The organism is Streptomyces sp. NPDC002680 (assembly GCF_042889145.1).
Classification (GTDB): domain Bacteria; phylum Actinomycetota; class Actinomycetes; order Streptomycetales; family Streptomycetaceae; genus Streptomyces; species Streptomyces adonidis.
In genome coordinates this window covers 65,367-87,196 of the sequence record NZ_JBIAQP010000024.1, presented here as the reverse complement: position 1 = coordinate 87,196, position 21,830 = coordinate 65,367, and the positions used below count along the sequence as shown (strand labels likewise).

Annotated in this window: 21 protein-coding genes; 12 read left to right on the top strand and 9 right to left on the bottom strand. The window is 70.6% G+C overall.

The window, feature by feature from the left end:
* Positions 1–150 precede the first annotated feature (150 nt).
* Positions 151–1,389, bottom strand: coding sequence for a threonine ammonia-lyase (gene ilvA / locus ACFYXF_RS44805; RefSeq protein WP_389358805.1), 1,239 nt, complete (start codon positions 1,387–1,389; stop codon positions 151–153).
* 163 nt (positions 1,390–1,552) lie between these two features.
* Between ilvA and ACFYXF_RS44800 the strand changes: the two genes are divergently transcribed.
* The 3 genes from ACFYXF_RS44800 to ACFYXF_RS44790 all read left to right on the top strand — a co-directional run bounded on the left by ACFYXF_RS44800 (position 1,553) and on the right by ACFYXF_RS44790 (position 2,893).
* Positions 1,553–2,059, top strand: coding sequence for a MarR family winged helix-turn-helix transcriptional regulator (locus ACFYXF_RS44800; protein WP_369036044.1), 507 nt, complete (start codon positions 1,553–1,555; stop codon positions 2,057–2,059).
* Positions 2,060–2,144: 85 nt separating this feature from the next.
* A complete protein-coding gene (locus ACFYXF_RS44795) occupies positions 2,145–2,648 on the top strand; it encodes a sigma factor-like helix-turn-helix DNA-binding protein (RefSeq protein ID WP_389358803.1) in 504 nt (167 codons plus the stop codon).
* Positions 2,645–2,893 carry a hypothetical protein gene (locus tag ACFYXF_RS44790; protein ID WP_389358801.1) on the top strand — a complete coding sequence of 83 codons (249 nt, stop codon included), beginning with the start codon at positions 2,645–2,647 and terminating at the stop codon, positions 2,891–2,893. The genes ACFYXF_RS44795 and ACFYXF_RS44790 overlap by 4 nt, the downstream gene beginning before the upstream one ends.
* Before the next feature lie 12 nt (positions 2,894–2,905).
* On the opposite strand, the gene ACFYXF_RS44785 is transcribed toward ACFYXF_RS44790, so the two are convergent.
* A complete protein-coding gene (locus ACFYXF_RS44785; protein WP_389358799.1) occupies positions 2,906–4,060 on the bottom strand; it encodes a cystathionine gamma-synthase in 1,155 nt (384 codons plus the stop codon).
* A 335-nt stretch (positions 4,061–4,395) separates the two neighbouring features.
* Here ACFYXF_RS44785 and ACFYXF_RS44780 point away from each other — a divergent pair, with 335 nt between their 5' ends.
* From ACFYXF_RS44780 to msrA (ACFYXF_RS44765), 4 genes are all read left to right on the top strand, one after another.
* A complete protein-coding gene (locus tag ACFYXF_RS44780) occupies positions 4,396–5,514 on the top strand; it encodes a hypothetical protein (protein ID WP_389358797.1) in 1,119 nt (372 codons plus the stop codon).
* Between the two features lie 239 nt (positions 5,515–5,753).
* Complete coding sequence (locus ACFYXF_RS44775; RefSeq protein WP_389358795.1) at positions 5,754–7,415, top strand: M48 family metalloprotease; 1,662 nt, start codon at positions 5,754–5,756, stop codon at positions 7,413–7,415.
* Positions 7,412–8,545: a hypothetical protein gene (locus ACFYXF_RS44770; protein ID WP_389358793.1), complete on the top strand. Its 1,134-nt coding sequence runs from the start codon at positions 7,412–7,414 to the stop codon at positions 8,543–8,545. Before ACFYXF_RS44775 ends, ACFYXF_RS44770 begins: the two co-directional genes overlap by 4 nt.
* Positions 8,546–8,682: 137 nt before the next feature.
* Positions 8,683–9,354: a peptide-methionine (S)-S-oxide reductase MsrA gene (msrA, locus tag ACFYXF_RS44765; RefSeq protein ID WP_389358791.1), complete on the top strand. Its 672-nt coding sequence runs from the start codon at positions 8,683–8,685 to the stop codon at positions 9,352–9,354.
* A 23-nt stretch (positions 9,355–9,377) separates the two neighbouring features.
* Here msrA (ACFYXF_RS44765) and msrA (ACFYXF_RS44760) read toward each other — a convergent pair whose 3' ends face one another.
* The 5 genes from msrA (ACFYXF_RS44760) to ACFYXF_RS44740 form a co-directional block, all read right to left on the bottom strand.
* A complete protein-coding gene (gene msrA / locus ACFYXF_RS44760) occupies positions 9,378–9,890 on the bottom strand; it encodes a peptide-methionine (S)-S-oxide reductase MsrA (protein WP_389358789.1) in 513 nt (170 codons plus the stop codon).
* 126 nt (positions 9,891–10,016) lie between these two features.
* Positions 10,017–12,092 carry a restriction endonuclease gene (locus tag ACFYXF_RS44755; protein WP_389358787.1) on the bottom strand — a complete coding sequence of 692 codons (2,076 nt, stop codon included), beginning with the start codon at positions 12,090–12,092 and terminating at the stop codon, positions 10,017–10,019.
* Positions 12,093–12,363: 271 nt separating this feature from the next.
* Positions 12,364–12,915 carry a DUF3455 domain-containing protein gene (locus ACFYXF_RS44750; RefSeq protein ID WP_389358785.1) on the bottom strand — a complete coding sequence of 184 codons (552 nt, stop codon included), beginning with the start codon at positions 12,913–12,915 and terminating at the stop codon, positions 12,364–12,366.
* Positions 12,916–13,432: 517 nt separating this feature from the next.
* Positions 13,433–15,625, bottom strand: a complete 2,193-nt coding sequence (locus ACFYXF_RS44745) for a hypothetical protein (protein WP_389358783.1) — start codon at positions 15,623–15,625, stop codon at positions 13,433–13,435.
* A gap of 61 nt (positions 15,626–15,686) precedes the next feature.
* Positions 15,687–15,989, bottom strand: coding sequence for a DUF1905 domain-containing protein (locus ACFYXF_RS44740; protein WP_389358781.1), 303 nt, complete (start codon positions 15,987–15,989; stop codon positions 15,687–15,689).
* A gap of 126 nt (positions 15,990–16,115) precedes the next feature.
* On the opposite strand from ACFYXF_RS44740, the gene ACFYXF_RS44735 reads away from it, so the two are divergent.
* On the top strand, positions 16,116–16,790 hold the full coding sequence (locus ACFYXF_RS44735; protein ID WP_389358779.1) for a 1,4-alpha-glucan branching protein: 675 nt from the start codon (positions 16,116–16,118) through the stop codon (positions 16,788–16,790).
* Here ACFYXF_RS44735 and ACFYXF_RS44730 read toward each other — a convergent pair.
* A complete protein-coding gene (locus ACFYXF_RS44730; RefSeq protein WP_389358777.1) occupies positions 16,771–17,490 on the bottom strand; it encodes a class I SAM-dependent methyltransferase in 720 nt (239 codons plus the stop codon). The genes ACFYXF_RS44735 and ACFYXF_RS44730 overlap by 20 nt on opposite strands.
* 58 nt (positions 17,491–17,548) lie before the next feature.
* Here ACFYXF_RS44730 and ACFYXF_RS44725 point away from each other — a divergent pair, with 58 nt between their 5' ends.
* Positions 17,549–18,142, top strand: coding sequence for a hypothetical protein (locus ACFYXF_RS44725; RefSeq protein ID WP_389358775.1), 594 nt, complete (start codon positions 17,549–17,551; stop codon positions 18,140–18,142).
* Between the two features lie 44 nt (positions 18,143–18,186).
* On the opposite strand, the gene ACFYXF_RS44720 is transcribed toward ACFYXF_RS44725, so the two are convergent.
* Positions 18,187–18,573: a VOC family protein gene (locus tag ACFYXF_RS44720; protein WP_389358773.1), complete on the bottom strand. Its 387-nt coding sequence runs from the start codon at positions 18,571–18,573 to the stop codon at positions 18,187–18,189.
* A gap of 112 nt (positions 18,574–18,685) precedes the next feature.
* Between ACFYXF_RS44720 and ACFYXF_RS44715 the strand changes: the two genes are divergently transcribed.
* From ACFYXF_RS44715 to ACFYXF_RS44705, 3 genes are read left to right on the top strand one after another with little or no spacing between them, the layout of a single operon-like run.
* Positions 18,686–19,741 carry an ABC transporter substrate-binding protein gene (locus ACFYXF_RS44715; RefSeq protein WP_389358771.1) on the top strand — a complete coding sequence of 352 codons (1,056 nt, stop codon included), beginning with the start codon at positions 18,686–18,688 and terminating at the stop codon, positions 19,739–19,741.
* A complete protein-coding gene (locus ACFYXF_RS44710; protein WP_389358769.1) occupies positions 19,738–20,724 on the top strand; it encodes a FecCD family ABC transporter permease in 987 nt (328 codons plus the stop codon). The genes ACFYXF_RS44715 and ACFYXF_RS44710 overlap by 4 nt, the downstream gene beginning before the upstream one ends.
* Positions 20,721–21,797: a FecCD family ABC transporter permease gene (locus tag ACFYXF_RS44705; protein WP_389358767.1), complete on the top strand. Its 1,077-nt coding sequence runs from the start codon at positions 20,721–20,723 to the stop codon at positions 21,795–21,797. The genes ACFYXF_RS44710 and ACFYXF_RS44705 overlap by 4 nt, the downstream gene beginning before the upstream one ends.
* The last annotated feature ends 33 nt before the right edge of the window (positions 21,798–21,830 follow it).

Here is a 21,830-nt window from a genome sequence, read left to right as displayed (position 1 = left end):
CCTAGATTTTTCTCGTTTGCCCCGCCCGGCGAGCACGAGGAGCATGGAAGAGTAGAGGCTTCGCGTGACACACACCATAACGCGATGTATCGCGTCTCTCAATGCATTTTTCCCGAGTCCACCCGTCCGAGTGAGAGCAGCGCCCTGACCTCAGTCGATGACGGTGTAACCGGCCTCGCGCAGCGCCAGTCCGACCTCGGCGCAGTGCTCAGGACCCTTCGTCTCCAGGTGCAGCTCGACCTCCGCCTCCGTGAGCCCGAGCCGCGGATCGGTCCGGACATGGCTCACGTCGAGGACATTGACGTCGACCACTGACAACACCCCGAGCAGCGTCGCGAGGGCGCCCGGCCGGTCCGTAAGACGCAGCCGAACCGCCAGGTAGCGGCCCTGCGCCGCCATGCCGTGGCGCAGGATGCGCTCCAGCAGCACCGGGTCGACGTTGCCGCCGGACAGCACCGCGACGACCGGTCCCTCGAAGGCCCCCGGCTCGCTCAGCAGCGCCGCGACCGGACTCGCCCCCGCCGGTTCCACGACGAGCTTGGCGCGCTCCAGGCAGAGCAGCAGCGCGGCCGACAGCTCGTCCTCGCTGACCGTGCGGACCTCGTCCACCAGGTCGCCGATGATCCCGAACGGCACCTCGCCGGGCCGCCCGACCTTGATCCCGTCGGCCATCGTGACCGGGTTGCGGATCGACACCGGCCGCCCGGCCGCCAGCGAGGGCGGATACGCGGCCGCGCCCGCCGCCTGCACGCCCACGATCCGTACGTCGGGCCGCACCGACTTCACGGCGACCGCGATCCCGGCGGCCAGACCGCCGCCACCGATCCCGACCACGATCGTGCGTACCTCGGGGCACTGTTCCAGGATCTCCAGGCCCACCGTGCCCTGCCCGGCGATGATGTCGGCGTGGTCGAAGGGGTGGATGAGCACCGCGCCCGTCCGGTCCGCGTACTCCTGGGCGGCGGTCAGCGTCTCGTCGACGACCTGTCCGTGCAGTATCACCTCGGCGCCGTACTCACGGGTGGCGCTGATCTTCGGCAGCGGCGCGCCCTGCGGCATGAACACCGTGGCACGCACTCCGAGCAGCGCCGATGCCAGCGCGACCCCCTGCGCGTGGTTGCCCGCACTGGCCGCCACGACACCGGCGGCCCGCTCCTCGGGCAGCAGCCCGGCGATACGGACGTACGCGCCCCGCAGTTTGAAGGAACCGGTCCGCTGGAGGTTCTCGCACTTGAGGTGCACCGGCGCGCCCACCAGCTGGGTCAGATGCCTGCTGCCCTCCATGGCCGTCACCCGCGCCACGCCCAGGAGCATCTTCCGGGCACCGCGTACGTCGTCGAGAGTGACAGGCCTCAGGGAGTGCAAGGAGTCAGCCGTGCTGTAGCTCATGACTCAAGTCTCGCAGTTCACAGGCGCGGACTCGCGGTGTGACCAAGCTCCGAGACCGGTTTCCGCAGCGTCGGTACGGCCCGCCTTCCGGCCGCGTACCCTGTCCCCCAACCCAGCACCCCTTTCATGAAGTGAGCCCCCGGCCATGCCCACAACACCTGAAATGTCGATGGACATGACGACCGTCGGTGACACCGGTCTCCTCGACACGTTGCAGCACGAGGTCGCGGTGTTCGCGCGCCGTGCCGAACAGACCCGGCTCGGGGGAGTCGGGCAGGTGCGCAACTCGATGGACCGCGCCGCGTATCTGCTGCTCAACCGCCTCGACAAGGAAGGCCCGATGGGCGTCAAGGCGCTCGCCGCGAGCATGGGCATCGACTCGTCGACGGTCACCCGGCAGGTGGCGCCGCTCGTCGACACGGGCCTCGTCAAGCGCACCTCGCACCCCGAGGACGGGCGCGCGGTGGTCCTCCAACTGTCCCCGCGCGGGCTGTCACGGCTGGAGGAAGTCCGGTCGTCGAGGCGTCAGTTGATGGCTGAGCTGACGCAGGAGTGGTCGCCGCAGGAGCGCGAGGCGTTCTGCACGCTCCTCACGCGCTTCAACACCGCGCTTTCGGCCCGTCAGGCCGCCCAGGGCATCCCGGTGGGGGAACCGGAGTCCGCCTCCTGACCATCGCCTGCTTCCCGGCTCTTGACCGGCGGGCGGCATCTGGCCTCAGATGAGACCGGGTCCTTGTCGTACGGCGGGAGGCGCGGTGCGAGAACGGCAGGTGTCCCAGGGTGCCGGCCGGGCCAGGGACTTCGAGGCGTTCGTCGCGGGAGCGGCGGGCCGGCTGCTGCACGCCGCCACGCTGCTCACCGCGGAGGCGCCGTACGACAACCCGCGCGCGCGGCGCCTGCTCACGTACGCCTTGGCGCACACGTACGCGTGCTGGGACCGGATGCGGGGCGAGGACCCGTACGACAGGACCCGTCAGTATCTGGCCGTCCGCTTCGCGCGCGGGGCGTGGCACCAGTACGGCGGTCTCGGCCGGGCCCGCCCGCATCCCGGCAGCGCCCTGGCCGTGCTCACCCCGCAGCAGCGGCTGATCATGGTCCTGCGGCTGTACGAGGGGGTCGGTGAGGAGCAGACGGCGGCGCTGCTCGGCCTGCCCACGGAGCGGGTGCACGCGATCTGCGACCGGGCGACGGCGACGCTGCTGCACCCGCCACGCGGTCCGGCGCCCGCCGTGGCCGGTCCGAAGGTGGTGCCGTCGTGAGCCGCCGGGACCGGGAGGGCGCCGCGCGGCGGCTCATGGAGGGCACGCCGCCTCCGGTGCCGCCCGACCTGTACGTGGAGGTCGTACGGCGTGGCAGCCGCATGATGCGGCGCAGGCGGGCGGTACGGCGGCTGATGTGGCTGCTGCTGGTCGCCGCGGTGGTCGTCTTCGCCGTGTGGGCGGCGACGGTCCAGCCCTGGGTGGAGCCGCCGTCGGAGACGACTCCACCCGTGACAGGCTGGTGAGGCGGGGGCAGGTCAGCCCAGGGCCTGCTGGAGGTCCTCCAGGAGGTCGTCGACGTTCTCGATGCCCACGGAGAGGCGGACGAGGTCGCCCGGGACCTCCAGGGCCGACCCGGCGACGGACGCGTGCGTCATGCGTCCCGGGTGCTCGATCAGGGACTCCACGCCGCCGAGGGACTCGCCGAGGGTGAACACCTTGGCGCGGTTGCAGACCTCGACGGCCGCCTCCTCGCCGGCCTGGACCTGGAACGACACCATGCCGCCGAACGACCGCATCTGCTTGGCGGCGACCTCGTGACCGGGGTGCTCCGGGAGCCCCGGGTACAGAACGCGGGTCACGCGCGCGTGCCGGGTGAGCATGTCGGCGACCTTGGTGGCGTTCTCGCTGTGCCGGTCCATCCGTACGGAGAGCGTCTTGGCGCCGCGCAGCACCAGCCAGGAGTCGAAGGGCCCGGCGACCGCGCCCATGGCGTTCTGGTGGTACGCCAGTTCCTCGCCGAGTTCCTGGTCACCGGTGATCAGCGCACCGCCGACGACGTCCGAGTGGCCGCCCATGTACTTGGTCAGCGAGTGCACGACGACGTCCGCGCCGAGCGCCAGCGGCTGCTGGAGGTAGGGCGTGGCGAAGGTGTTGTCGACGACGAGCCGGGCGCCGGCCTCGCGGGCGATCTGGGCGACGGCGGCGATGTCGGTGATGCCGAGGAGCGGGTTGGAGGGCGTCTCCACCCACACGGCCTTGGTCTTCGGGGTGAGGGCGGCCCGTACGGCGGCGGGGTCGCTGGTGTCCGCGACCGACCACTCCACGCCCCACCGGGCGACGACCTTCGCGAAGAGCCGGAACGTGCCGCCGTACGCGTCGTTGGGGATGACCACGTGGTCGCCGGGGCTGAGCAGCGTACGCAACAGGCAGTCCTCGGCCGCCAGTCCGGACGCGAACGCGAGACCGCGGCGACCGCCCTCCAGGGCCGCGAGGTTCTCTTCGAGGGCGGTACGGGTCGGATTGGCGCTCCGGCTGTACTCGTAGCCGCCGCGCAGCCCGCCGACGCCGTCCTGCTTGTAGGTCGAGACCTGGTAGATCGGCGGGACGACCGCGCCGGTGAGGGGATCCGCGGTGTTGCCCGCGTGGATCGCGAGGGTCTCGAAGTGCTGACTGATGTGCCTGTCGCTCATGTGGACCGAGCGTAGTCCGCCCGCGGGATTGGTGACGGCCACTGGGGGTGGGGGCGAGGCGGGGTTTGTTTCGCCCCCGCCGCCCCTACCCGTCCCATCCCTGGGGGCTGCGCCCCCAGACCCCCCTTTGTCCTCAAACGCCGGACGGGCTGACTATCCAGCCCGTCCGGCGTTTGAGGACGAGGCCGTTCAGGCCGACAGCGGGGGTCTGGGGGCGGCAGCCCCCAGGGGACGGGAATGGGTAGGGGCGGCGGGGGCGAAGAAATCCGGGCAGCCGTGGGCCTTGTACTGGACCGGGTTGGCCAATTGTCAGACCCGTCTGGTTCGCTTGTGTCATGGAGATTCTCTGGGTCCTGATGGCGCTGGTCATGCTCGGCTTCGTGGTGTTGCCGTTCGTGCGGCGCAGCCGTGCCGGTATTCAGCAGGTCTCGCCCGGTGACCCGGACGCGGCGGACCCGGCGAACTACGGCTTCGTGCGGCAGGAGGCGCTGGACATCCGGATGCCCGGCCCCGACCAGGATCTGCTCGATGTCCTCGACGTCGTGCAGCGTTCGCAGGACTACAGAGCCGCGTCGCAGCTGCTCGTCGGCACCGAGAAGGACGGCGAGCGGCGCTGGCAGCGCGTGCAGGCCTTCGCGGGCGCCGCGTCGCTGGAGCTGCAGCAGCGCCCCGGCGGGGTGAGCGAGTCGCCGGGCGGCCAGTGGCTGCGGGTGTGGCGGACGGAGGCGCCCAAGGACGCGGGCGGCGCGGCCGTGCACGCGGAGTTCCTGGTGCAGCAGGCGTGGCGGACGTCGACGCCCGGCACGGACGAGTTCCGGATCATCATGGAGGAGGCGAGGTCGGCGTGCGGCGAGGCGGCGCTCCTCTCCCCCGGTGACCCGGTCCCGTACATCGTCGAGCTGTCGGTGGCACGCGGACTGGCGTACTCCCAGCCGGAGTTCGAGCAGCTCTGGCTGAAGATCCTCGACCGCGCGCCGGAGCACATGGGGGCGCATCTCGCGGCCCTGCACTACTGGTGCGAGAAGTGGCACGGCTCGCGCGAGCTGGCGATGTCGTTCGCGGAAGCGGCGGCGGCCCGGGCCCCGCAGGGCTCGCTGCTGGCGGCGATGCCCCTGTTCGCGGTATTCGAGCACCTCCCCGAGGTGAACCTGGTCAGCGGCTTCTACCAGAGCGAGGTCGTGACGAAGGCGGTCCACGGCGCGCTGTTCGCCGTCCACGCGGCCCGTCCCAACGACCCGATGCTGGCCCACGTACGCCATCTGCTGATCTTCTTCCTGGTGCGCTCCGAGCGCTGGGCGGAGGCCATGAACCAGCTGGTGCACGTCGACGGCCACGTGGGCGCCCTCCCCTGGACCCTCACCGCCGACCCGGCGGCCGAGTTCGCGATCTACCGCGCGCTGGCGGTGGCGGGGTACGAGGCGAACGGAGGAAGCCCGGCGACGCTGCTGCGGTGAGGTGAGCCAGGGGGTTGGAGGACCACCGCCCGGGCCCTCCGCACGAGCCCCGGGCGGGTAGCGGGAGCCGCCCAAATGCACCCCTGCGGGACATGAGCGTCCGGTGGCATGGCCATGTCTTGCCTGCCAGCGTGCCCGTACGCGATACTCCGCTTTCCCCCACCCGCCGGTCATGACCCCACCGCTCGGCCGCGCGCCCTTTCCACCGTCCCCGTTCCCCGTGGAGGGATCCCGGCCCGATGGGCTCGACCCTGCGCGCGCTGCGCGCTCTCGTACTGCTCGCCGGCTTCTATCTGCTCGGCGTGCTCCTGCTGGCGGTGCTCGCCGGCACCGACTATCTGCTCTTCGTACACACCCCGGCCGCCGTCGCGACGAAGCTGGCCGTCGTCTCCGTACTGCTGGCGATTCCGCTGGTTCGTGGCCTGCTGATGCTCCGTACGCCGAAGGGCGAGGAGCCTTCCGGCCTGCCCGTCACCGAGGCCGACGAGCCCGAACTCTGGCGTACTGTGCGGGAGTTGGCCGACCAGGTCGGTACCCGTGCCCCGTCCCGCATCGTGCTCATGGGCGACACCAACGCCGCCGTCAGCGAGGACGCCCGGCTGCTCGGCCTGCTCCCCGGGCCGCGCCGGCTCTATCTCGGCGTACCCCTCATGCAGGGCCTGACCGAGGCTCAGCTGCGCGCGGTCCTCGCCCATGAACTCGGCCACTACGCCGGCTCCGACACCCGCCTCACCGCCCTCACCCTGCGCGGACGCGTCCAACTCCTGCGCACCATAAGGAACTTCGAGGAGCGCGCAGGCAGCACGGAGGCCCGGGAGCGCGCCCGGCAGGAGCGGAAGAACGCCAAGGCCGAGGCGAAGGGCAAGCAGACGCGGGAGGTCGACACGGGCCGCGCGGGCGTCACGTACCGCGCGATGGCCCGGATCTACACCGCGTACGCCAAGCTGTACCTGCGCGCCACGCTCGCCGACTCCCGCCGCCAGGAGTACGCCGCCGACGCCTCGGCCGCCCGCATCGCCGGCCGCGACGCCACCGCGTCCGCACTGCGCGAAATCCCCGTCCTGGAAGGCGCGTTCGGGTTCTACGTGCGCTGCTACGCCACCCTCGGCGCCGAAGCACGGCTGCTGCCGCCGCCCGGTGAGGTGTTCGGCGGCTTCGGCCGGATGCTCTCCGCCCGCCAGCTCGAACTGGCGGGCCTGCGCAGCGAGTTGCCGACAGAGCAGACTTCGCCGTACGACTCCCACCCGCCGATCGCCGACCGCGTACGCCGTATCGAGCTGCTCCCCGCCGACGGCCGCGCGGACGAGGCCCACGGCGCGGCCATCAGCCTCCTCGCCGACGAGGAGCGGGCGTACGCGGCACTGGAGGACGCGGTGCTGACGGACGAGGTTCGGCAGTACCGGCGTACCACCGACTGGCAGGAACTCCTCGACGGCGCGATGGCGGGCAGCCTCGCCGCGCTCAACACCCCGTTGCACCGGGCGCTGGTCCTGTACACGAAGGCCAGCCCGACCCTCCCGGCCCTCCTCACCCTCATCGACGACGGCCAGCTGTGGCAGCTGGCGCGCAGACTGCCCCTGTCGGACGAGGCGGTCGCTGCGAAGGGGCGGGCGTTCCGTGAGTTCGTACGGCCGACGCTGCACAACTCGCTGCACAGCATGGTGATGGCGGAGTTCAGCGCGCGGTCGCGGATGCGCTGGGAGTTCTCCTGGGAGCAGTCGGCGAAGGCGCGGCTGCTTCCGGCGCCGGACAGCGCCCCGGACGACGGCCCCGCCGAACTCGACGCCTCGATCGGCGCCGCCGTGGACCGGGCCCTGGCCGACCACCCGGACACCGCCCCGCTGCGCGCCCTGCTTCCCCCCGCTCCCCGCTCCTCCCGAGAAACGGACGCCCCTCGATGACCGTACTGCTGTGGATCCTGGGAATCCTGGCCGTGCCCACCCTGATCGCCGTGCTGTGGCTGGGCGGGGTGTTCGTCAAGGAGTTCTTCGCACAGATGTCGGGGGCCGGTGGCGACGAGGACGGTGACGGCGGTGCGGCGGCCGCCGAGCAGCTCGGGCTGCTGCCCGCCGAGCGGCAGAACACCGAGTACGCGGGCCCGCTTCCGACTGGCTGGGAGGCGGCGTTCGCTGCTGTGCGAGGCGGTGACTGGAAGGCCGGCGCCCTGCTGTTGGACGGCATCGGGCGGGACTGGGATCTCCGGTCCATGGCCGTGGCGCACCTCGCCGGGTTCGCGGCCGAGGAGGACGAGTGGCTGATTGCCTGGGAGGCCGCCGGTCCCGACGACCCGGACGCGGCTGTGGTCCGAGCGAGCAGCACAGTCATGCTCGCCGGCCGGCTCAGAGGCGCCCAGCGGGCCAAGCACACCACGCGGGAGCAGTTCGACGGCTTCCACCGGATGCTGCGGCGCTCCCGTGAGGAGATAGCCCGGGCGGCGGCGCTGAACCCCGACGACCCCACTCCGTACATCTCGGAAATCACGGTGGCGACCGGCCTCAACTACCCGCATTCCGAGATGGACAAGCTGTGGGCGGAGATCACCACCCGCGCCCCGCACCATTACGAGGCCCACTGGCGTGCGCTGCAGTACTGGTGCAAGAAGTGGTGCGGCTCGGAGCAGCTGGCGGCGGAGTTCGCCGAGCGCGCGGCGTCGGCGGCCCCCCTGGGCAGCCTGCTCACCGTCCTCCCCCTGATCGCCCACTTCGAGCACGACGAGTCGGACGACAGCGCTACCGACCGCACCCCCGAGATGATCGCCCGCGTGAACGCCGGCCTCGCCGACGCCGCAGCGGCCGACCCGACCCACCCGCGCCTCCCGGAGCTGCGCCACCTGCTGGCGTACTACCTCGCCCTCCAGGACCGCGACGAAGCCGCGATCGAGCAGTTCCGGCTGGTGGACGGGTATGTGGACGCGCTGCCGTGGCGGTATCACGGCACGGGGATGACAGCGCGGTACTGCCGGATACGGAACCTGGCGGCGCGGGCGGTGACGTCGGCGGCGACGGAGTCCGCGAAGGCCGGGGCGAGCTGAACCCACGGGCCGAAGAATGGACTCTCCGTTCTAATCTATTCGTGGCGACGGAATGCTGGCAGCATCGAGGGTGTCGCCGTCGATGCCGCCGGCGTCCAGTGCCCCGCTGCCTGCCCAGCCGTCTTACGGAGACCCTCATGTTCTTCGGCCGTACGCCTCAGCTGCCCACCCCCGAACAAGCGCTCAAGGGCAGGCCCGCGCTCCCGTACGAGGTCCCCGACCGCCACGCCGTCCTCGGCAACCCGCTCCTGGGCCCCTACCCCGAGGGCCTGGAGACCGCCGACTTCGGCCTGGGCTGCTTCTGGGGTGCCGAACGCAAGTTCTGGCAGCTCCCGGCGGGCGTGTGGACCACGCTGGTCGGCTACCAGGGCGGCCACACAGAGCACCCGGTGTACGAGGAGGTCTGCTCGGGCCTGACCGGCCACACGGAGGCGGTCCGCGTGGTCTTCGACCCCCAGCGGATCTCGTACGAACGCCTGCTCCAGCTCTTCTGGGAGTCCCACAACCCGACCCAGGGCTTCCGCCAGGGCAACGACGTCGGCACCCAGTACCGCTCCGCGATCTACACCCACACCCCGGCCCAGGCGGCCGCGGCGGAGTCGTCCCGCGAGGCGTACCAGAAGGTGCTCACGGACTCCGGGTACGGCGAGATCACCACCGAGATCCTCCCGGCGGAGGGACGGGTGTTCTACCCGGCGGAGGGGTACCACCAGCAGTACCTGTCGGACGGCAAGAATCCGGACGGGTACTGCGGCCTGGGTGGGACGGGCGTCTCGTGCCCGATCGGTGTGGCCGGCGCGGGCGGCTGAGGCTCTCCGCCGCCCGCGTGCGGTCAGCCCGTCGTGCGGCTCGGCAGGCGCCAGCCGGGGCGCGGGAAGTGGCAGGTGTAGCCGTTCGGGTAACGCAGCAGATAGTCCTGGTGCTCGGGCTCGGCCTCCCAGAAGGGGCCGACCGGCTCCACCTCGGTGACGACCTTGCCCGGCCACAGTCCGGAGGCGTCCACATCCGCGATCGTGTCCTCTGCGATCCGCTTCTGCTCGTCGTCCACGTAGTAGATGGCGGAGCGGTAGCTGAGGCCGATGTCGTTGCCCTGGCGGTTCTTGGTGCTCGGGTCGTGGATCTGGAAGAAGAACTCCAGGATCGCGCGGAAGTCGGTGGCCTCGGGGTCGAACAGGATCTCGATGGCCTCCGCGTGCGTGCCGTGGTTCCGGTACGTCGCGTTCGGCACGTCCCCGCCGGTGTATCCCACCCGGGTCGCCGTCACGCCCGGGAGCCGGCGGATCAGATCCTCCATCCCCCAGAAGCACCCACCAGCCAGCACGGCCCTCTGCGTCTGCGCAGCCATTGCGGCCCTCCACTCTCTGTCAGCTCGATCACTCTCGGGCTGCTCGGCTCGCACACCACCGGCATTCCCTGCCCACACCGCTCAACGCACGAGACCACCGGACGATTCCGCGCCCGACCGACCGGTCTACTCGACGTCGATCCCGTAGTCCTGGACAAGTTGCTCCAGGCCACCCCCGTACCCCTTGCCGCCGAGGACGAAGTCCCAGTCCCCGTTGGACCTTCGGCGGAAGGAGCCGAGCACCAGGGCGGTCTCGCCGGGACGGCCGTCGGAGACATCGAGGCGTCCCAGTTCGGTCATCCCCGGATCGAGGAGCCGGATGCAGGCGTCCGTGAAGCCGGAGAGGTCCGCGTCCGGATTCACCTCCGGGTCGATGGCGGCCACGAGCACGAACCGGTCGGCGGTCTCCGGCAGCCCGTCGAAGGTCACGCAGATCGCGGCCTTGTCGGGTGCGGCGGCGGGGAGGGCTCGTACCGCGCCGTCGGGTGTCTGGTGGTTGTTGAAGAAGACGAAGTGATCATCGCTGAGTACGCGGTTGCCGTGGCAGACGAGAGCGCACACGTCCAGGGCGACGCTTCCGGTCCATGACATGCCCAGGATGTTGTAGTCGGCGGGCAGTTGTGTGTCCGGGACCGGTGGTGCCGCCGGTTGCGTCGTGGTCGGGGTGCCGCCTCCTCGCTCGCCCAGGCGGCCCTTTAGGCCGTGGCGGTGCAGCAGGTCGACCAGTTCCGTGCCCGAGATCAGTTCCAGGGGTTTTCCGTTGGCGAACGTGTGGGAGCCGGGGCCGAAGGCCGACGTCGTCACCAGTACGCCCTTGTTGGCGCCGGCGTCCTGCACGGTCCCGTACAGGTCGCGCACGGCGGTGGGTGGGACCGTGTTGCGGTAGCGCTTCACCTGTACGACGATCTTGCCGCCGCGGATCGGGGTGGGGTCGTGCGCGTTGACGTCCACGCCGCCGTCGTTCGAGCGCTGCGTGGTCACCGCGCGCATCCCCATGGCCCGGAAGAGGTCGGCGACGAGATCCTCGAACGCGGCCGGATCCATGGCGAACAGGTCCGGTTCCTCATCGGTGCCGCTGCCGTGAGCCACCACACGATTGCCGACATCCCGCGGCCGTCGACTCGGTCGTACGGGAGTGAGCTGGTCCGGGCGCGCCGAAAGCTGCCCTCGGAGCCCGTCGGCCAGGCAGCTGACAGCGTCCACCTGGGCCAGGTGCAGTTCACGGAACGACGACGCCGAAGCCATCGCTGTCGCGAGGAAGATGTGGCCGCGTTGGCCTGTCGTCGGGTCGTGCTCGTCCACGAACCCGTTCAACGACACCGACTCCAGCGTGCCCAACTGGTCTGCGGCGAACAGCTCGTGCAGGACGAGCAGCACGCACTGCGCGAGCACCTCCCGGTACAGGGCACGGCGTTGGCCCGCCGGGCGGGGAGTCTCCTTGTCCTGGTCGAGGGACGACACGTACCGCACGGACTTCGCTTCGGGGACCACTCCGTAGCCGGGCAGCTCCCAGTCGAGAACCAGTTGTCGAGCCGCAGCGTCGTACGCCGCCGAGATCTGGCGGGGGAAGTCCTCGGGCCAGGTGCCCGAGGCGTACAGGGCTGCGGAGAAGTACTCGACCACCGCACCGGGGTCCCGCCGCCTGACGCCTTCTGTCGCCTCGCGGATCCCGGCGTTGTGCCGACGGATCTCAGCCAGCTGAGCGCCGGCCCATTGCTCGTACTCCCTCTGAGACGCGGCGAGTTGGTGCTGACGCTGAATCTCCGCGGCCTGTGCGGCCTGCCAGTCCCGCTCGAAGCGTGCCCGTGCCTCGGCCTGCGCCTGTGCTCGGCGGCTCGCGGTCCAGCCGCCCTGCGCCTGGTACTGGTCCGGGCTCGGCATGGGCACGGGGTGGGCCAGTGATCCGGGGGAGAACGGCTGGACCTCCTCGACCCGCATGATCGCCGCCGGCGTGAAGGCCGGCGCCTGGCAGCCGACGGCCAGCAGGGCTTGCAGCGACGCGACCTGTGCGTCCAGTTCCTCCGTACGACGCTGCGCCTCCGCCTGGCGGTACTCGCGGTGGTTCTGCTGGGCCCGCCTCTGGTAGGCCCGCGCCTGCTGTTCCTCTTGTCTCCGCTGTCTGACCACGGCTTGCGACTGGCGCTGCTGCTGCCGCTGCATCTCGGCCCAGATGCCGACAGAACCAGTAGAGCGACGACTCATGTGCTGCGGTCCCTCCCCAGGACGTTGGCAGCCGAAGAGACTTCGGTTGTCCCCACAACCAGTCCCACAACTGGCTGTAACCAGACGACTCTACCCAGCAATCAGCGTCTCGCATATCCACTCGTCAAAGGCGGTCGACCCGGCCGTACCCGCAGGTCAACGTGACTGGAGAGTAACCAGGACCATGCGAAATCCCCGGTGCCTGACGGCACCGGGGATTTCGTGTCACGTCACTTCCGGCCCTGGAGCCAGGGAAGTTGACGACCCATGACTACTTGGCGGGCTTGTAGAACGTGTACGTGGCCGAGTACGGGACGCTGACCTGGTCCGTGCCCGTGCAGGCCGTGGTCGGGGCCACGCCGCCCCGGGTGTTGAGGCGCTGGATGTAGGAGACGCCCGCGAAGGTGCCCGTGCCGCGCGTCGCGGTGGACTGGAGGAGGAGTTCCGGGATCGTGCCCGTCTTGGGGGAGTTGGCTATCGCGGCCGCGTTCACCGCGCTGCCGTCCACCGTGGACACCCAGACCGGGCCACGGGAGTGGAGGGCGACCGTGCGGCGGGAGTGGTCGTTCTTGGCCCAGAGGGTGGCGGCCGGCTCCAGCAGCTTCCAGGCGCCGTCCGTGCAGGTGTAGGTCTGGACGCCTTCGGCGGAGAAGACGCCGGTCAGTCTGTTGCCGTCCGGGACCTTCAGTGCGGCGGGAGCGTCCACGACGGGGCGGACCGTCTGCACGGGAGCGGCCTGGCCGACCGTCGCGCCCAGGAGCGTGGCGGTGGACGCGGCGGCGAGAGCCGTGGTGGTGAGGATGATTCGCTTGGCGAGTTTCATCGGGTATGTCTCCAGAACGTTTTCTGAACTCTGAGCTCTGAACTCTGAGCTGTGCGCTGTGAGTTGGAGCGCGGGTGCGGTTCCGATTCCGATTTCGCTCATTTCCCTGTGCCCGGGGCCCTGCGGTTCGAGGAACTGTCCGGGCGCAGTGAGCGGTGATGTGCCATCAGACCCGCGCTGTGCCATGAGGATCAACCACGAGAACGTGAACGAGTCGTGGGCATCACGTCCCCGTGGTGATCATCACGGCTCATGCGTACGGAGTATCGCCGGACGGGTTCCGGATCGGCCAGGGACGGCAGGGCACGCGGGCGGTCACACCGTCGTGGACTTCGGGGCGTTCGACGTACCGTCCGGGCAGTCGACGTGGTGGAAAACGGCTCGGGCGACGCTCGCGCAGTGAGCGCGGGCGCCGCCCGGAGCGACGTGAACGGCGAGGAAAGCGAAAGGACTTGAGTCAGTGAGAGTGATTGAGAAGGAAGCCCCTTCATGGCCTCGCCACCGCAGACGCTAGCACTCAGGCCGGGATCAGGTCGCGCAGATTTTCGAGGGTGATGATCCGGGAGTCCGGGTGCAGTCCCTCGGGGCGTTGGAGACCGATGTACGTCACCGGCTCGTCCGGGGCCGGGTCTGCCGGGTCGCCGTCCCACAGGTCAACTGCCGTGGTGCCGGCGGACATCAGGTCGATCAGGTACCCCACCGTCAGCTGCTCGCGCTCCACGACGGCACGCACCACCTTCGACACCGACACCTGGTTCTCCTCGACCCGGTTGGCATCCGAGATGCCCTTCAGATACAGGTGCAGCCACTTCGCACGCCACCTGCCGTCGTCCTCGCGCCGGAACACCAGCGGCAGCGCAACCCGGCCCACCCCGCGCAGCTCCGACTTCGTCCGTACCGTGCGCGGTTCGAACGGCCGGCCCTTCTGGTCGCCGTCGCGCAGCATGAAGCCGAAGAACGACTCCTCGGCCTCCTCGAAGCCTTCGCCGGCGTAGATGTTGACCTGCGGAACGATGAATGTGCCGCGTACGCGGTCCAGGGTGAGGTCGATGAACTCCGAGGCCCCGTCCGGCGCCTCGGTGATGTCGCCCGAGTGCCGGCCCCCGACCGCCGAAAGGGACGTGTACGAGAGCCAGGTGTCGGTGCTGTAGTCGGCGTGGAGGAGAAGCGCCGACAGGTCGTAGTCGGTCCGCCGGTCCTTCTCCTTCCAGTACACGAAGAAGCGCAGCCGTTCGCCGTCGACCGCCGAGACCGACCCTCGCGGCAGTACGCCGAGCCCCTGCGCGGTCGCCCTGCCGCTGAGCGGGAGCGCCACGTCCAGGACGTCCGGGTCGATGAGCAGCCGGCCCGGCGCCGGGAGCCGGCGGCGCAGTTCGGCGTCGAGGGCGGCGGTCAGACGGTCGCGGTCGGCGGCCGGTACGGTCGGGCGGTGGTCGGGGGTCACCCAGGCGCGGCCCCGGCGGTTGACGAAGATACGGGGTGCGTCGGTCTCCCGCTCGCGGTTGTGGAAGTGCTCGCGCACGGACAGCACGACCCGGCCGGAGACCCCGGGAGCGACCCGTACCGCGGCGGCCACGACCGCGTCCCGCTCCTCCTGATCGGCGGCGATGCGCAGCAGCAGATCGAGGGCGCGGAAGAGTCGGCCCGGAGCGGACTCCAGCAGCTTCACCGCACCGAGCACGTCGAACTCGTCGAGCAGCTTGTCCACCCGGCTGTCGAAGGACCGCGCCTCCTTCTCGCCCCGCGCGACGGCGAACACGTCGGCGGCGTGCGGCCAGCGCGGGTACTCGTGCGGGTGGAGCCGCTCACCGAGCCGCTTGAAGGGCTCCCGGTGCGCGTGTACGTCGGCCAGCTTCGCCGGGTTCGCCGCGATCACGGCGTCGAGGCCCGCGAGCAGCGCCCGCCGCACCGGCCGCGACAGCGACCGGAACGGGGTCGGCTCCTGGAGGGTCACGTCACCGCCCGACAGCGCGCACGCGAGCCGCAGTACGTCGGTGACGGTGTCGAGGAGCGGGGACGCGCCGACACCGACGCGGGCCTCGTTCACGACCGCGCGGATCTCCCGTACCGGGATCGCCTCCGGCTGCGGCCCGAGCGCGCACCGCTCGGCGAGGGCCTTGAGGTCGCGCAGGTCGTCCTCGCCCAGCGGGGTCGTGCTGCCCGCCAACGCCAGGTACAGGTCGGTGAGTTCATCGTCCAGGTCCCGCCCGAGGTGCAGCACGGTGACCCGGTCGCCCGCCGAGGCGATCAGCTCGTCCTGGGCGGCGAGCATCTCCTCGTACGTGTGCTGGTAGCGGCCGTACGAGGGGAGGCTGAGCAGATCCAGCACGCCGTGCGCGAGCTGCGTGAGCACGCCCTGCCGCGACTTCTCGTCGCCGAGTGCCTGCGCCACGCACCGCGTCCAGAACTCCTCGGTGTCCGGCACGTTCGCCGGGAAGTCGATGAAGTACGCGTTGTGCCGGACGTGGTCGCCCACCATCTCGCTCACGGTACGCAGCGTCCGCCTGGCGGTGTGCAGGACCGCGGCCTCGGACAGCCCCGACAGCCGCTCCAGCAACTCCGCCGAGAGCTTGAAGCCCACGGAGGCCAGCGCCACGTCGAACTGCCGCGCGGCGGCGGCCCCTTGACCGGCGAAAGCCCCGAGGGAGCCCTTGGGAGTGGCAAGGCGGTGGGTGTGCCGGATGACCAGCGATTCGAAACTGTGCGCCATTCCGGGATGGTCGCAGAGAGGTACGAACCGACGCATGGAGTTTTTTCTCCCTATGCAGCACTCACCGCTTGAGGCTGGAGAGACGAACAGAGATCTCAACGGCGACGTCGTCCCCCACCGAGATGTCCTGCCTCTTGCGTACGGCGGCCTTGAGCGGCAGCAGATAGCCCCCATCCTTCGGAAAGAGGGACGTCTCGAAGACGACTTCGCCGATACGCGCCTCGACCGGGATCACACCCCAGCCGTACGAGGCCATCGCGGCCACTTCGCGGATGTCGGCGGACTCCTCGTCCGGCACGGGGACGAAGTAGTACGGCGCCGGCCCGCGCCACTCGATCACCCGGCCTGCGAAGGCGAGTTCCACTGCGCCAGTCCCCCTTTCGCGGCCTGTCACCGCCGCTCACGGTGGCCAGGCTAGGGCTCGAACGGCCCACCTCCAAACAACAGTGCGGCAGGGGAATCATCTGCCGACGGCGGAAGTTCACGGGGCATGGCTGTCATCCATCACACGACCATGTCCCCCGGCAAGCTGGAACTGCTCGCCGCCTGGCTGCCCACGCGGCCCTGGTACGTCGGCACGGGGCGTGCGCCCGAGTTGGCCAAGGTCGGCGGGTTTCGGCTCGACGATCCGGAGGGGGAAGTGGGCATCGAGTTCATGGTGGTAACGGACGCCTCAGGCAGGACACCGCTCTCCTACCACGTGCCCCTCAGCTACCGCGGCGCCCCGCTCGACGGAGCCGAGGAGGCACTTGTGGGCACGTCCGAGCACGGGGTGCTGGGCAAGCGCTGGGTGTACGACGGGACCCAGGACCCGGTCCTCGGCGCCCAGTTGATCGCCCTCCTCCAGGGCCGCACCGAGGCGCAGGCCCAGAGCGTGTCCGACACTCCCGACTCTTCCGTCATCAGCCACTTCACGGGAACGGAGGCCGAGGCCGAGGTCACCTCCCTCACCATCACCGATGGGCAGCACGGCACCGCCGTAGTCGTGGAAACCCCTGCGCGCACCCTGACACTCGCAGTGACGCGCATCCTCTCGCCGGAGCAGCAGGACCCGGCGGCCGACACAACCGAGACCCAGGGCCACATCACCGCCGGCTGGCGCCTGCCCGACGGCGGCGAGGGTCGCGCCCCGTTCGTCCGACTCGTCAGGGACACCGCGCACTGACCACTTGGCGGTAGTACGACGCCACAGCCGGCTGCCCGGTGTAGTTGGGCCCCGCGTCGGGGTCGGCCCCCAGGTAGGTGAAGGGAAGCTCGATCGACCGGCCGCCCCGCAAGGTCAGCCGGTGATGCCGGGCCGAGTAGTCGAAGCCCGCAGCGCGCAACGCCGCTAGGACCGGGCGGGAGGCGTCGGTGCCGTCGGGGCGCCGCAGCGTCGCGGGGTCGAAGTGGGCGACCAGTCGGCCGGTGCCGGTGAGCCAGGAGGCCGCCCGTTCCAGGAGGGCGAGGCGGTCGCCGACGTAGTGGAGGCCGTGGACGCAGGTGATGAGGTCGTACCGACGACCCGGGGACCACTGACCGAGGTCGGCGGCGACGAGTTCGAGACCGTCGGGCAGGTCGAGCATCCGCAACGGGCCGACCAGATCCACGCCGGTGATCGCCACCCCCGGAAGCCTCCGGGCCGCCGCACGGAGAGCCAGCCCTTCCCCACTGCACAGGTCGAGCCAGGACGGCGCGGGACCACACCCGTCGAGGAACTCGACCGGATCGAAGCCGAGTTCGCGCGCGTAGCTGTTGACGCCGGTCAACACCCGCTCGCGGTTCATCGTGTTGTTGGCCACGACGGAGTGCCCGGTCAGCTGGTCGTCATCGATCAGCCGAGGCGGCGGTTGGGTGGCCGTCATGGGCGAAGTACCGTCGTTCACCGAGTAATTGTGCAACGGGACCGGATGACCCGTACGAAGGGAAAGACCGAATGACCAGATGAACGAGGACCTCGACAGAGATCGTCTGTCGGCGCTGTGGCAACGCCAATGGCCTAAGGGACCGCCCGTCGGACATGAGCTGCGCGCTGCCTACAGCGAGCGCTGGGTGCGCTTCCACAGCCTGCCCGGCTCGAAGCGCTACCCGGAGACCGAGGACGAGTACGCCATCGCCCTGGACCGCTACAACACGGTCCTGGACGAACTCTTCGACGGCTCGGAGGTGTACGTCATCACCGTGTCCTGGTCCTGGGAGCCGCACGGGGACGAACTCCCGCCCGAGCGGGGTGAGTTGCACGCCGCGGGTTCCCGCTGGCTGACCTTGGCGTACGAGGACGATCCCGACCCCGAGTTCCACACGTACACGCACCTCTACGCGGACCGCCGCATCTGGCGACGAGGCAGCGTCGACGGGATCCTCCGCGCGGTCGCGGACGACGTCCTCAGCGGCGTGCTCATCACCGACACCGGACTCCAAGGCATCCATCACCCCTACGACGGCGGCGCGGACGTCATCATGCCCACCCCGGAGGAGCGCGACCGACTGCGCGACCGCCACCCCGAGTGGCTCTCCAGCCGGCCGAGCGGGTTGTAGCCCCGGACAGCCCTGGCACCCGAGCCGCTCAACCCCCGCCGCCCTCACCCACTCCCGCTCCCGTAAGGCCGAGTGAGGATCTCCAGGCTGTGTCCGTTCGGATCCTCGAAGTACGTCCCACGGCCGCCGTCGTTCCTGTTGATCTCGTGCGGGCGGTGGTGGAAGGGGTCTGCCCAGTACATGAGGCCCGTTTCCCGGATGCGGGTGAGGATCGTGTCGAAGTCGTCCTCCGAGACCAGGAACGCGTAGTGCTGGGGCGTGATCGTGCCCTGCGTGTCCATGTAGTCCAGGGTCACGCTGTTGGGTATCGCGACCGGGACGAACGGGCCGTACTGCGGGCTCACCTCCAGGCCGAGGACGTCGGCCAGGAATCGCGCCGAGGTCTTCTTGTCGTGCGCGGCCACGATGGTGTGGTTCAGCTGGACTGTCATCTGTGAACCCCCTTTGTCTCCATCTCCCACGCTACGACCCCGTGTCCACCCAGCCCGACAGGCAAGTTAAGGTAAGGCTTGCCTTAGAAATTGACCTGTTGCGGAGTGACAAGTGCGTACGTTGAAGTGGCAGGCCGTCGTGGCCGCGATCCTCGCCGGAGGGCTGCTGACCAGCTGCTCGTCGGCCTCCGACAACGATGCCAAGGCGGCCGGCGCAGAAGCCCGCAACCCTGTCATGGGTGCCTCCGAGGGCGCCTCCGAAGGGCCCTCCGCCGCCCCCTCCGCCCTCGCCGACGGCATGGGCTCCGACGTCGGCACGGACGGCACCTTCCCCCGTACCGTCACCCACTTCAAGGGCACGACCACCCTCAAGACCGCCCCCACCCGGATCGCCGTCCTCAGCACCGGTCAGCTCGACGACCTGCTGTCCCTCGGGCTCGTCCCCGCCGCCACCACCCGCGCCGACAACGCCGGGCTCGTCCCCGACTACCTCGCCGACGCCTTCCCGCAGTACAAGGCGAAGCTCGGAGACATGACCGACGCGGGTACCCGGCAGGCACCCAACCTCGAAACCCTCGCCGCCGCCAAGCCCGATCTCATCCTCGCCAACGACTCCCTCGGCGACCTCTACCCCAAGCTCTCCAAGATCGCGCCGACCGTCGTCACCGCCGGCAACGGCATCAATTGGAAGCGCGATCTGCTGCTCGTCGGGGAGGCGGTCGGTAAGGGCGAGGCCGCTCAGGAGATGGTCGACGACATCGCCGCCGATGCGGCCGAGCAAGGCAAGGCGCTCGGCTCCACCACCGTCTCCATGGTCCGCTTCACCCCCGACCGCACCCGGATGTTCGGCGTCTCCTCCTTCACCGGGTCCATCGCCGTCGACATGGGGCTCGGACGGCCCAAGTCCCAGCAGTTCAGGGCGATTTCGGAGGACATCGGGGCCGAGAGCATCGACACCGCCGACGCCGACTGGATCTTCTACTCCGTACAGGGGGACGCGGGCGAGACCGATGCCGCGAGCGTCGTCGCCGGGCCGCTCTGGAAGTCCATGAAGGCCGTCACCGCCGGTCACGCCGTCAAGGTCGACGACGACCCCTGGTACCTCAACGCCGGTCCGACCGCCGCCCGTCTCGTCGTACGACAGCTCGCCGAGCACATCGGCAAGTGAGCCCCCGTATCGCCTGGCCGGCGGCCATCGTCACAGTGGCCGCCGTCTCCCTCCTCAGCCTCGCCGTCGGCACCCGGCCCGTGCCGCCGGGTGCCGTCCTCGACGCGCTGCTGCACGGCGGGAGTACCCCGGACGCACTGGTCGTACGTTCGCTGCGGGTGCCCCGGACCGAGATCGGGCTCACCGCCGGGGCCGCCCTCGGGCTCGCCGGGGCCGCGCTCCAGGCCGTCACCCGCAATCCGCTCGCCGACCCGGGCATCCTCGGGCTCAGCCAGGGCGCGGCGGCCGGTGTCGTGTTCGCCATCGCGCTCGGCCTCGCGAACGGCTTCGGCGGGTACGTCTGGTACGCCTTCGCCGGTGCTGTCGTAGCCGCGTGTCTCGTCTACGCCATCGCCTCGCGCGGCCGGGGCGGCGCCTCCCCCGTGAAGCTCGCCCTCGCCGGCACCGCGCTGGCCGCGATGACCGGCGGTGCCACCACCGTCGTCCTCACCTCCAGCTCCGCCACGCTCGACCAGTTCCGCTTCTGGCAGGTGGGCGCGCTCAGCGGACGGGACGCGGACACGGTCGCGCGGATGCTGCCGTTCCTCGTCGCCGGGGCGCTGCTCGTGCTGGCCTGCGCCCCCGGCCTCGACGCCCTCGCGCTCGGCGACGACACGGCCCGCGCACTCGGGCACCGCGTGCACGTCGTACGGGGTTCTGCGGCGCTCGGCGCGACCCTGCTGACGGCCGCCGCGGTCGCCGCCGCCGGGCCGATCGCCTTCATCGGCCTCGCCGTACCCCACCTGGCCCGCCGCCTCGTCCCCGGCGGGCATCGCCGCATCCTCCCCCTGTCCGCCCTCCTCGGCGCGGCCCTGCTCCTGGCCGCCGATGTGGCCGGACGGGTCGTACGGGCGCCCGCCGAAGTCCCCGCCGGTGTCATGACGGCGCTGGTGGGCGTGCCGGTGCTGGTGGTGCTCGTACGGCGGAAGGTGGCGAGTACGTGACCACCAGCACTCCGGGCTCCCTCCCTCGCGGGGTCGCCGTACTGCGGCCCGGACACCGTCTCTCCCTCCTCCTGCACCGGCGGTCGGCCCTCGTAGCCGTCGCCCTTCTCGTCGTACTCGCGTTCGTGATGGGGGTGTCAGCGTGTGTCGGGCAGACGTACATCTCACCCGGTGAGGTGTGGGCGACGGTCCGAAGCGGCAGCGGCCCCCACGATCTCGTCGTCAATGAGCTGCGGGTGCCCCGGATCGTGCTCGGGGCTCTCGTCGGGGCCGCCCTCGGCCTCGCCGGGGCGCTCGTGCAGAGCGTGACGCGCAATCCGCTGGCCAGCCCGGACGTCATCGGCGTCGGGCACGGGGCCGCCGCCGCGACCGTGCTGGCGCTCGCCACCGGGGCCGTCGCCTCGCCGGGTGCCATGCCCGCCGTGTCCGTCGCGGGCGGACTCGCGGCTGCCACGCTGGTGTACGTGCTCGCCTGGCGGCGCGGAATGCAGGCGAGCCGGTTCGTGCTGACGGGGGTCGGCATCGGCGTCGCACTCTCGGCGGTCGTCCAGCTCTACCTCACCGACAGCGAACTGGAGGCCGCCGAACAGGTCAAGCTGTGGCTGACGGGCAGCCTGAACGGGCGCGGCTGGGAACAGGCGGGCCCACTGACCGTCGTACTGCTGCTGTGCCTCCCCGCGCTGATCTGGGCGAGCCGAGCGCTGCGCCCCCTGGGCCTGGACACCGACACGGCAGCCGCGCTTGGGGTACGGGTACAGCGAACGCAGCTCGGCCTGACGGTCCTTGGGGTCGTCCTGGCCGCCACAGCAACGGGCGCCGCCGGCCCGATCGGCTTCATAGCACTCACCGCACCCCAACTGGCGAAACGCCTCACCCGCACCCCTCAACTACCCCTGCTGGGCTCGGCGTTGACGGGCGCAGTGGTACTGGTCGGGGCCGACCTGACGGCCCGCATGCTAATGCCCCCACTGGAAATCCCAGTAGGGGCACTAACAGCACTGGTGGGCGGCCCGTACCTGCTATGGCTCCTGGCCGCCCCTAGGGGACAGGGGCGCAGCCCCGTCGTCCCCTAGGGGCGCGGGGAACTGCGCGACAAGCCACGAAGC

Coding starts and splice junctions, on each gene's coding strand:
- ilvA (WP_389358805.1), bottom strand. CDS start 1,389: ATGAGCTACAGCACGGCTGACTCCTTGCACTCCCTGAGGCCTGTCACT.
- ACFYXF_RS44800 (WP_369036044.1), top strand. CDS start 1,553: ATGTCGATGGACATGACGACCGTCGGTGACACCGGTCTCCTCGACACG.
- ACFYXF_RS44785 (WP_389358799.1), bottom strand. CDS start 4,060: ATGAGCGACAGGCACATCAGTCAGCACTTCGAGACCCTCGCGATCCAC.
- ACFYXF_RS44780 (WP_389358797.1), top strand. CDS start 4,396: ATGGAGATTCTCTGGGTCCTGATGGCGCTGGTCATGCTCGGCTTCGTG.
- ACFYXF_RS44775 (WP_389358795.1), top strand. CDS start 5,754: ATGGGCTCGACCCTGCGCGCGCTGCGCGCTCTCGTACTGCTCGCCGGC.
- ACFYXF_RS44770 (WP_389358793.1), top strand. CDS start 7,412: ATGACCGTACTGCTGTGGATCCTGGGAATCCTGGCCGTGCCCACCCTG.
- msrA (WP_389358791.1), top strand. CDS start 8,683: ATGTTCTTCGGCCGTACGCCTCAGCTGCCCACCCCCGAACAAGCGCTC.
- msrA (WP_389358789.1), bottom strand. CDS start 9,890: ATGGCTGCGCAGACGCAGAGGGCCGTGCTGGCTGGTGGGTGCTTCTGG.
- ACFYXF_RS44755 (WP_389358787.1), bottom strand. CDS start 12,092: ATGAGTCGTCGCTCTACTGGTTCTGTCGGCATCTGGGCCGAGATGCAG.
- ACFYXF_RS44750 (WP_389358785.1), bottom strand. CDS start 12,915: ATGAAACTCGCCAAGCGAATCATCCTCACCACCACGGCTCTCGCCGCC.
- ACFYXF_RS44745 (WP_389358783.1), bottom strand. CDS start 15,625: ATGGCGCACAGTTTCGAATCGCTGGTCATCCGGCACACCCACCGCCTT.
- ACFYXF_RS44735 (WP_389358779.1), top strand. CDS start 16,116: ATGGCTGTCATCCATCACACGACCATGTCCCCCGGCAAGCTGGAACTG.
- ACFYXF_RS44725 (WP_389358775.1), top strand. CDS start 17,549: ATGAACGAGGACCTCGACAGAGATCGTCTGTCGGCGCTGTGGCAACGC.
- ACFYXF_RS44720 (WP_389358773.1), bottom strand. CDS start 18,573: ATGACAGTCCAGCTGAACCACACCATCGTGGCCGCGCACGACAAGAAG.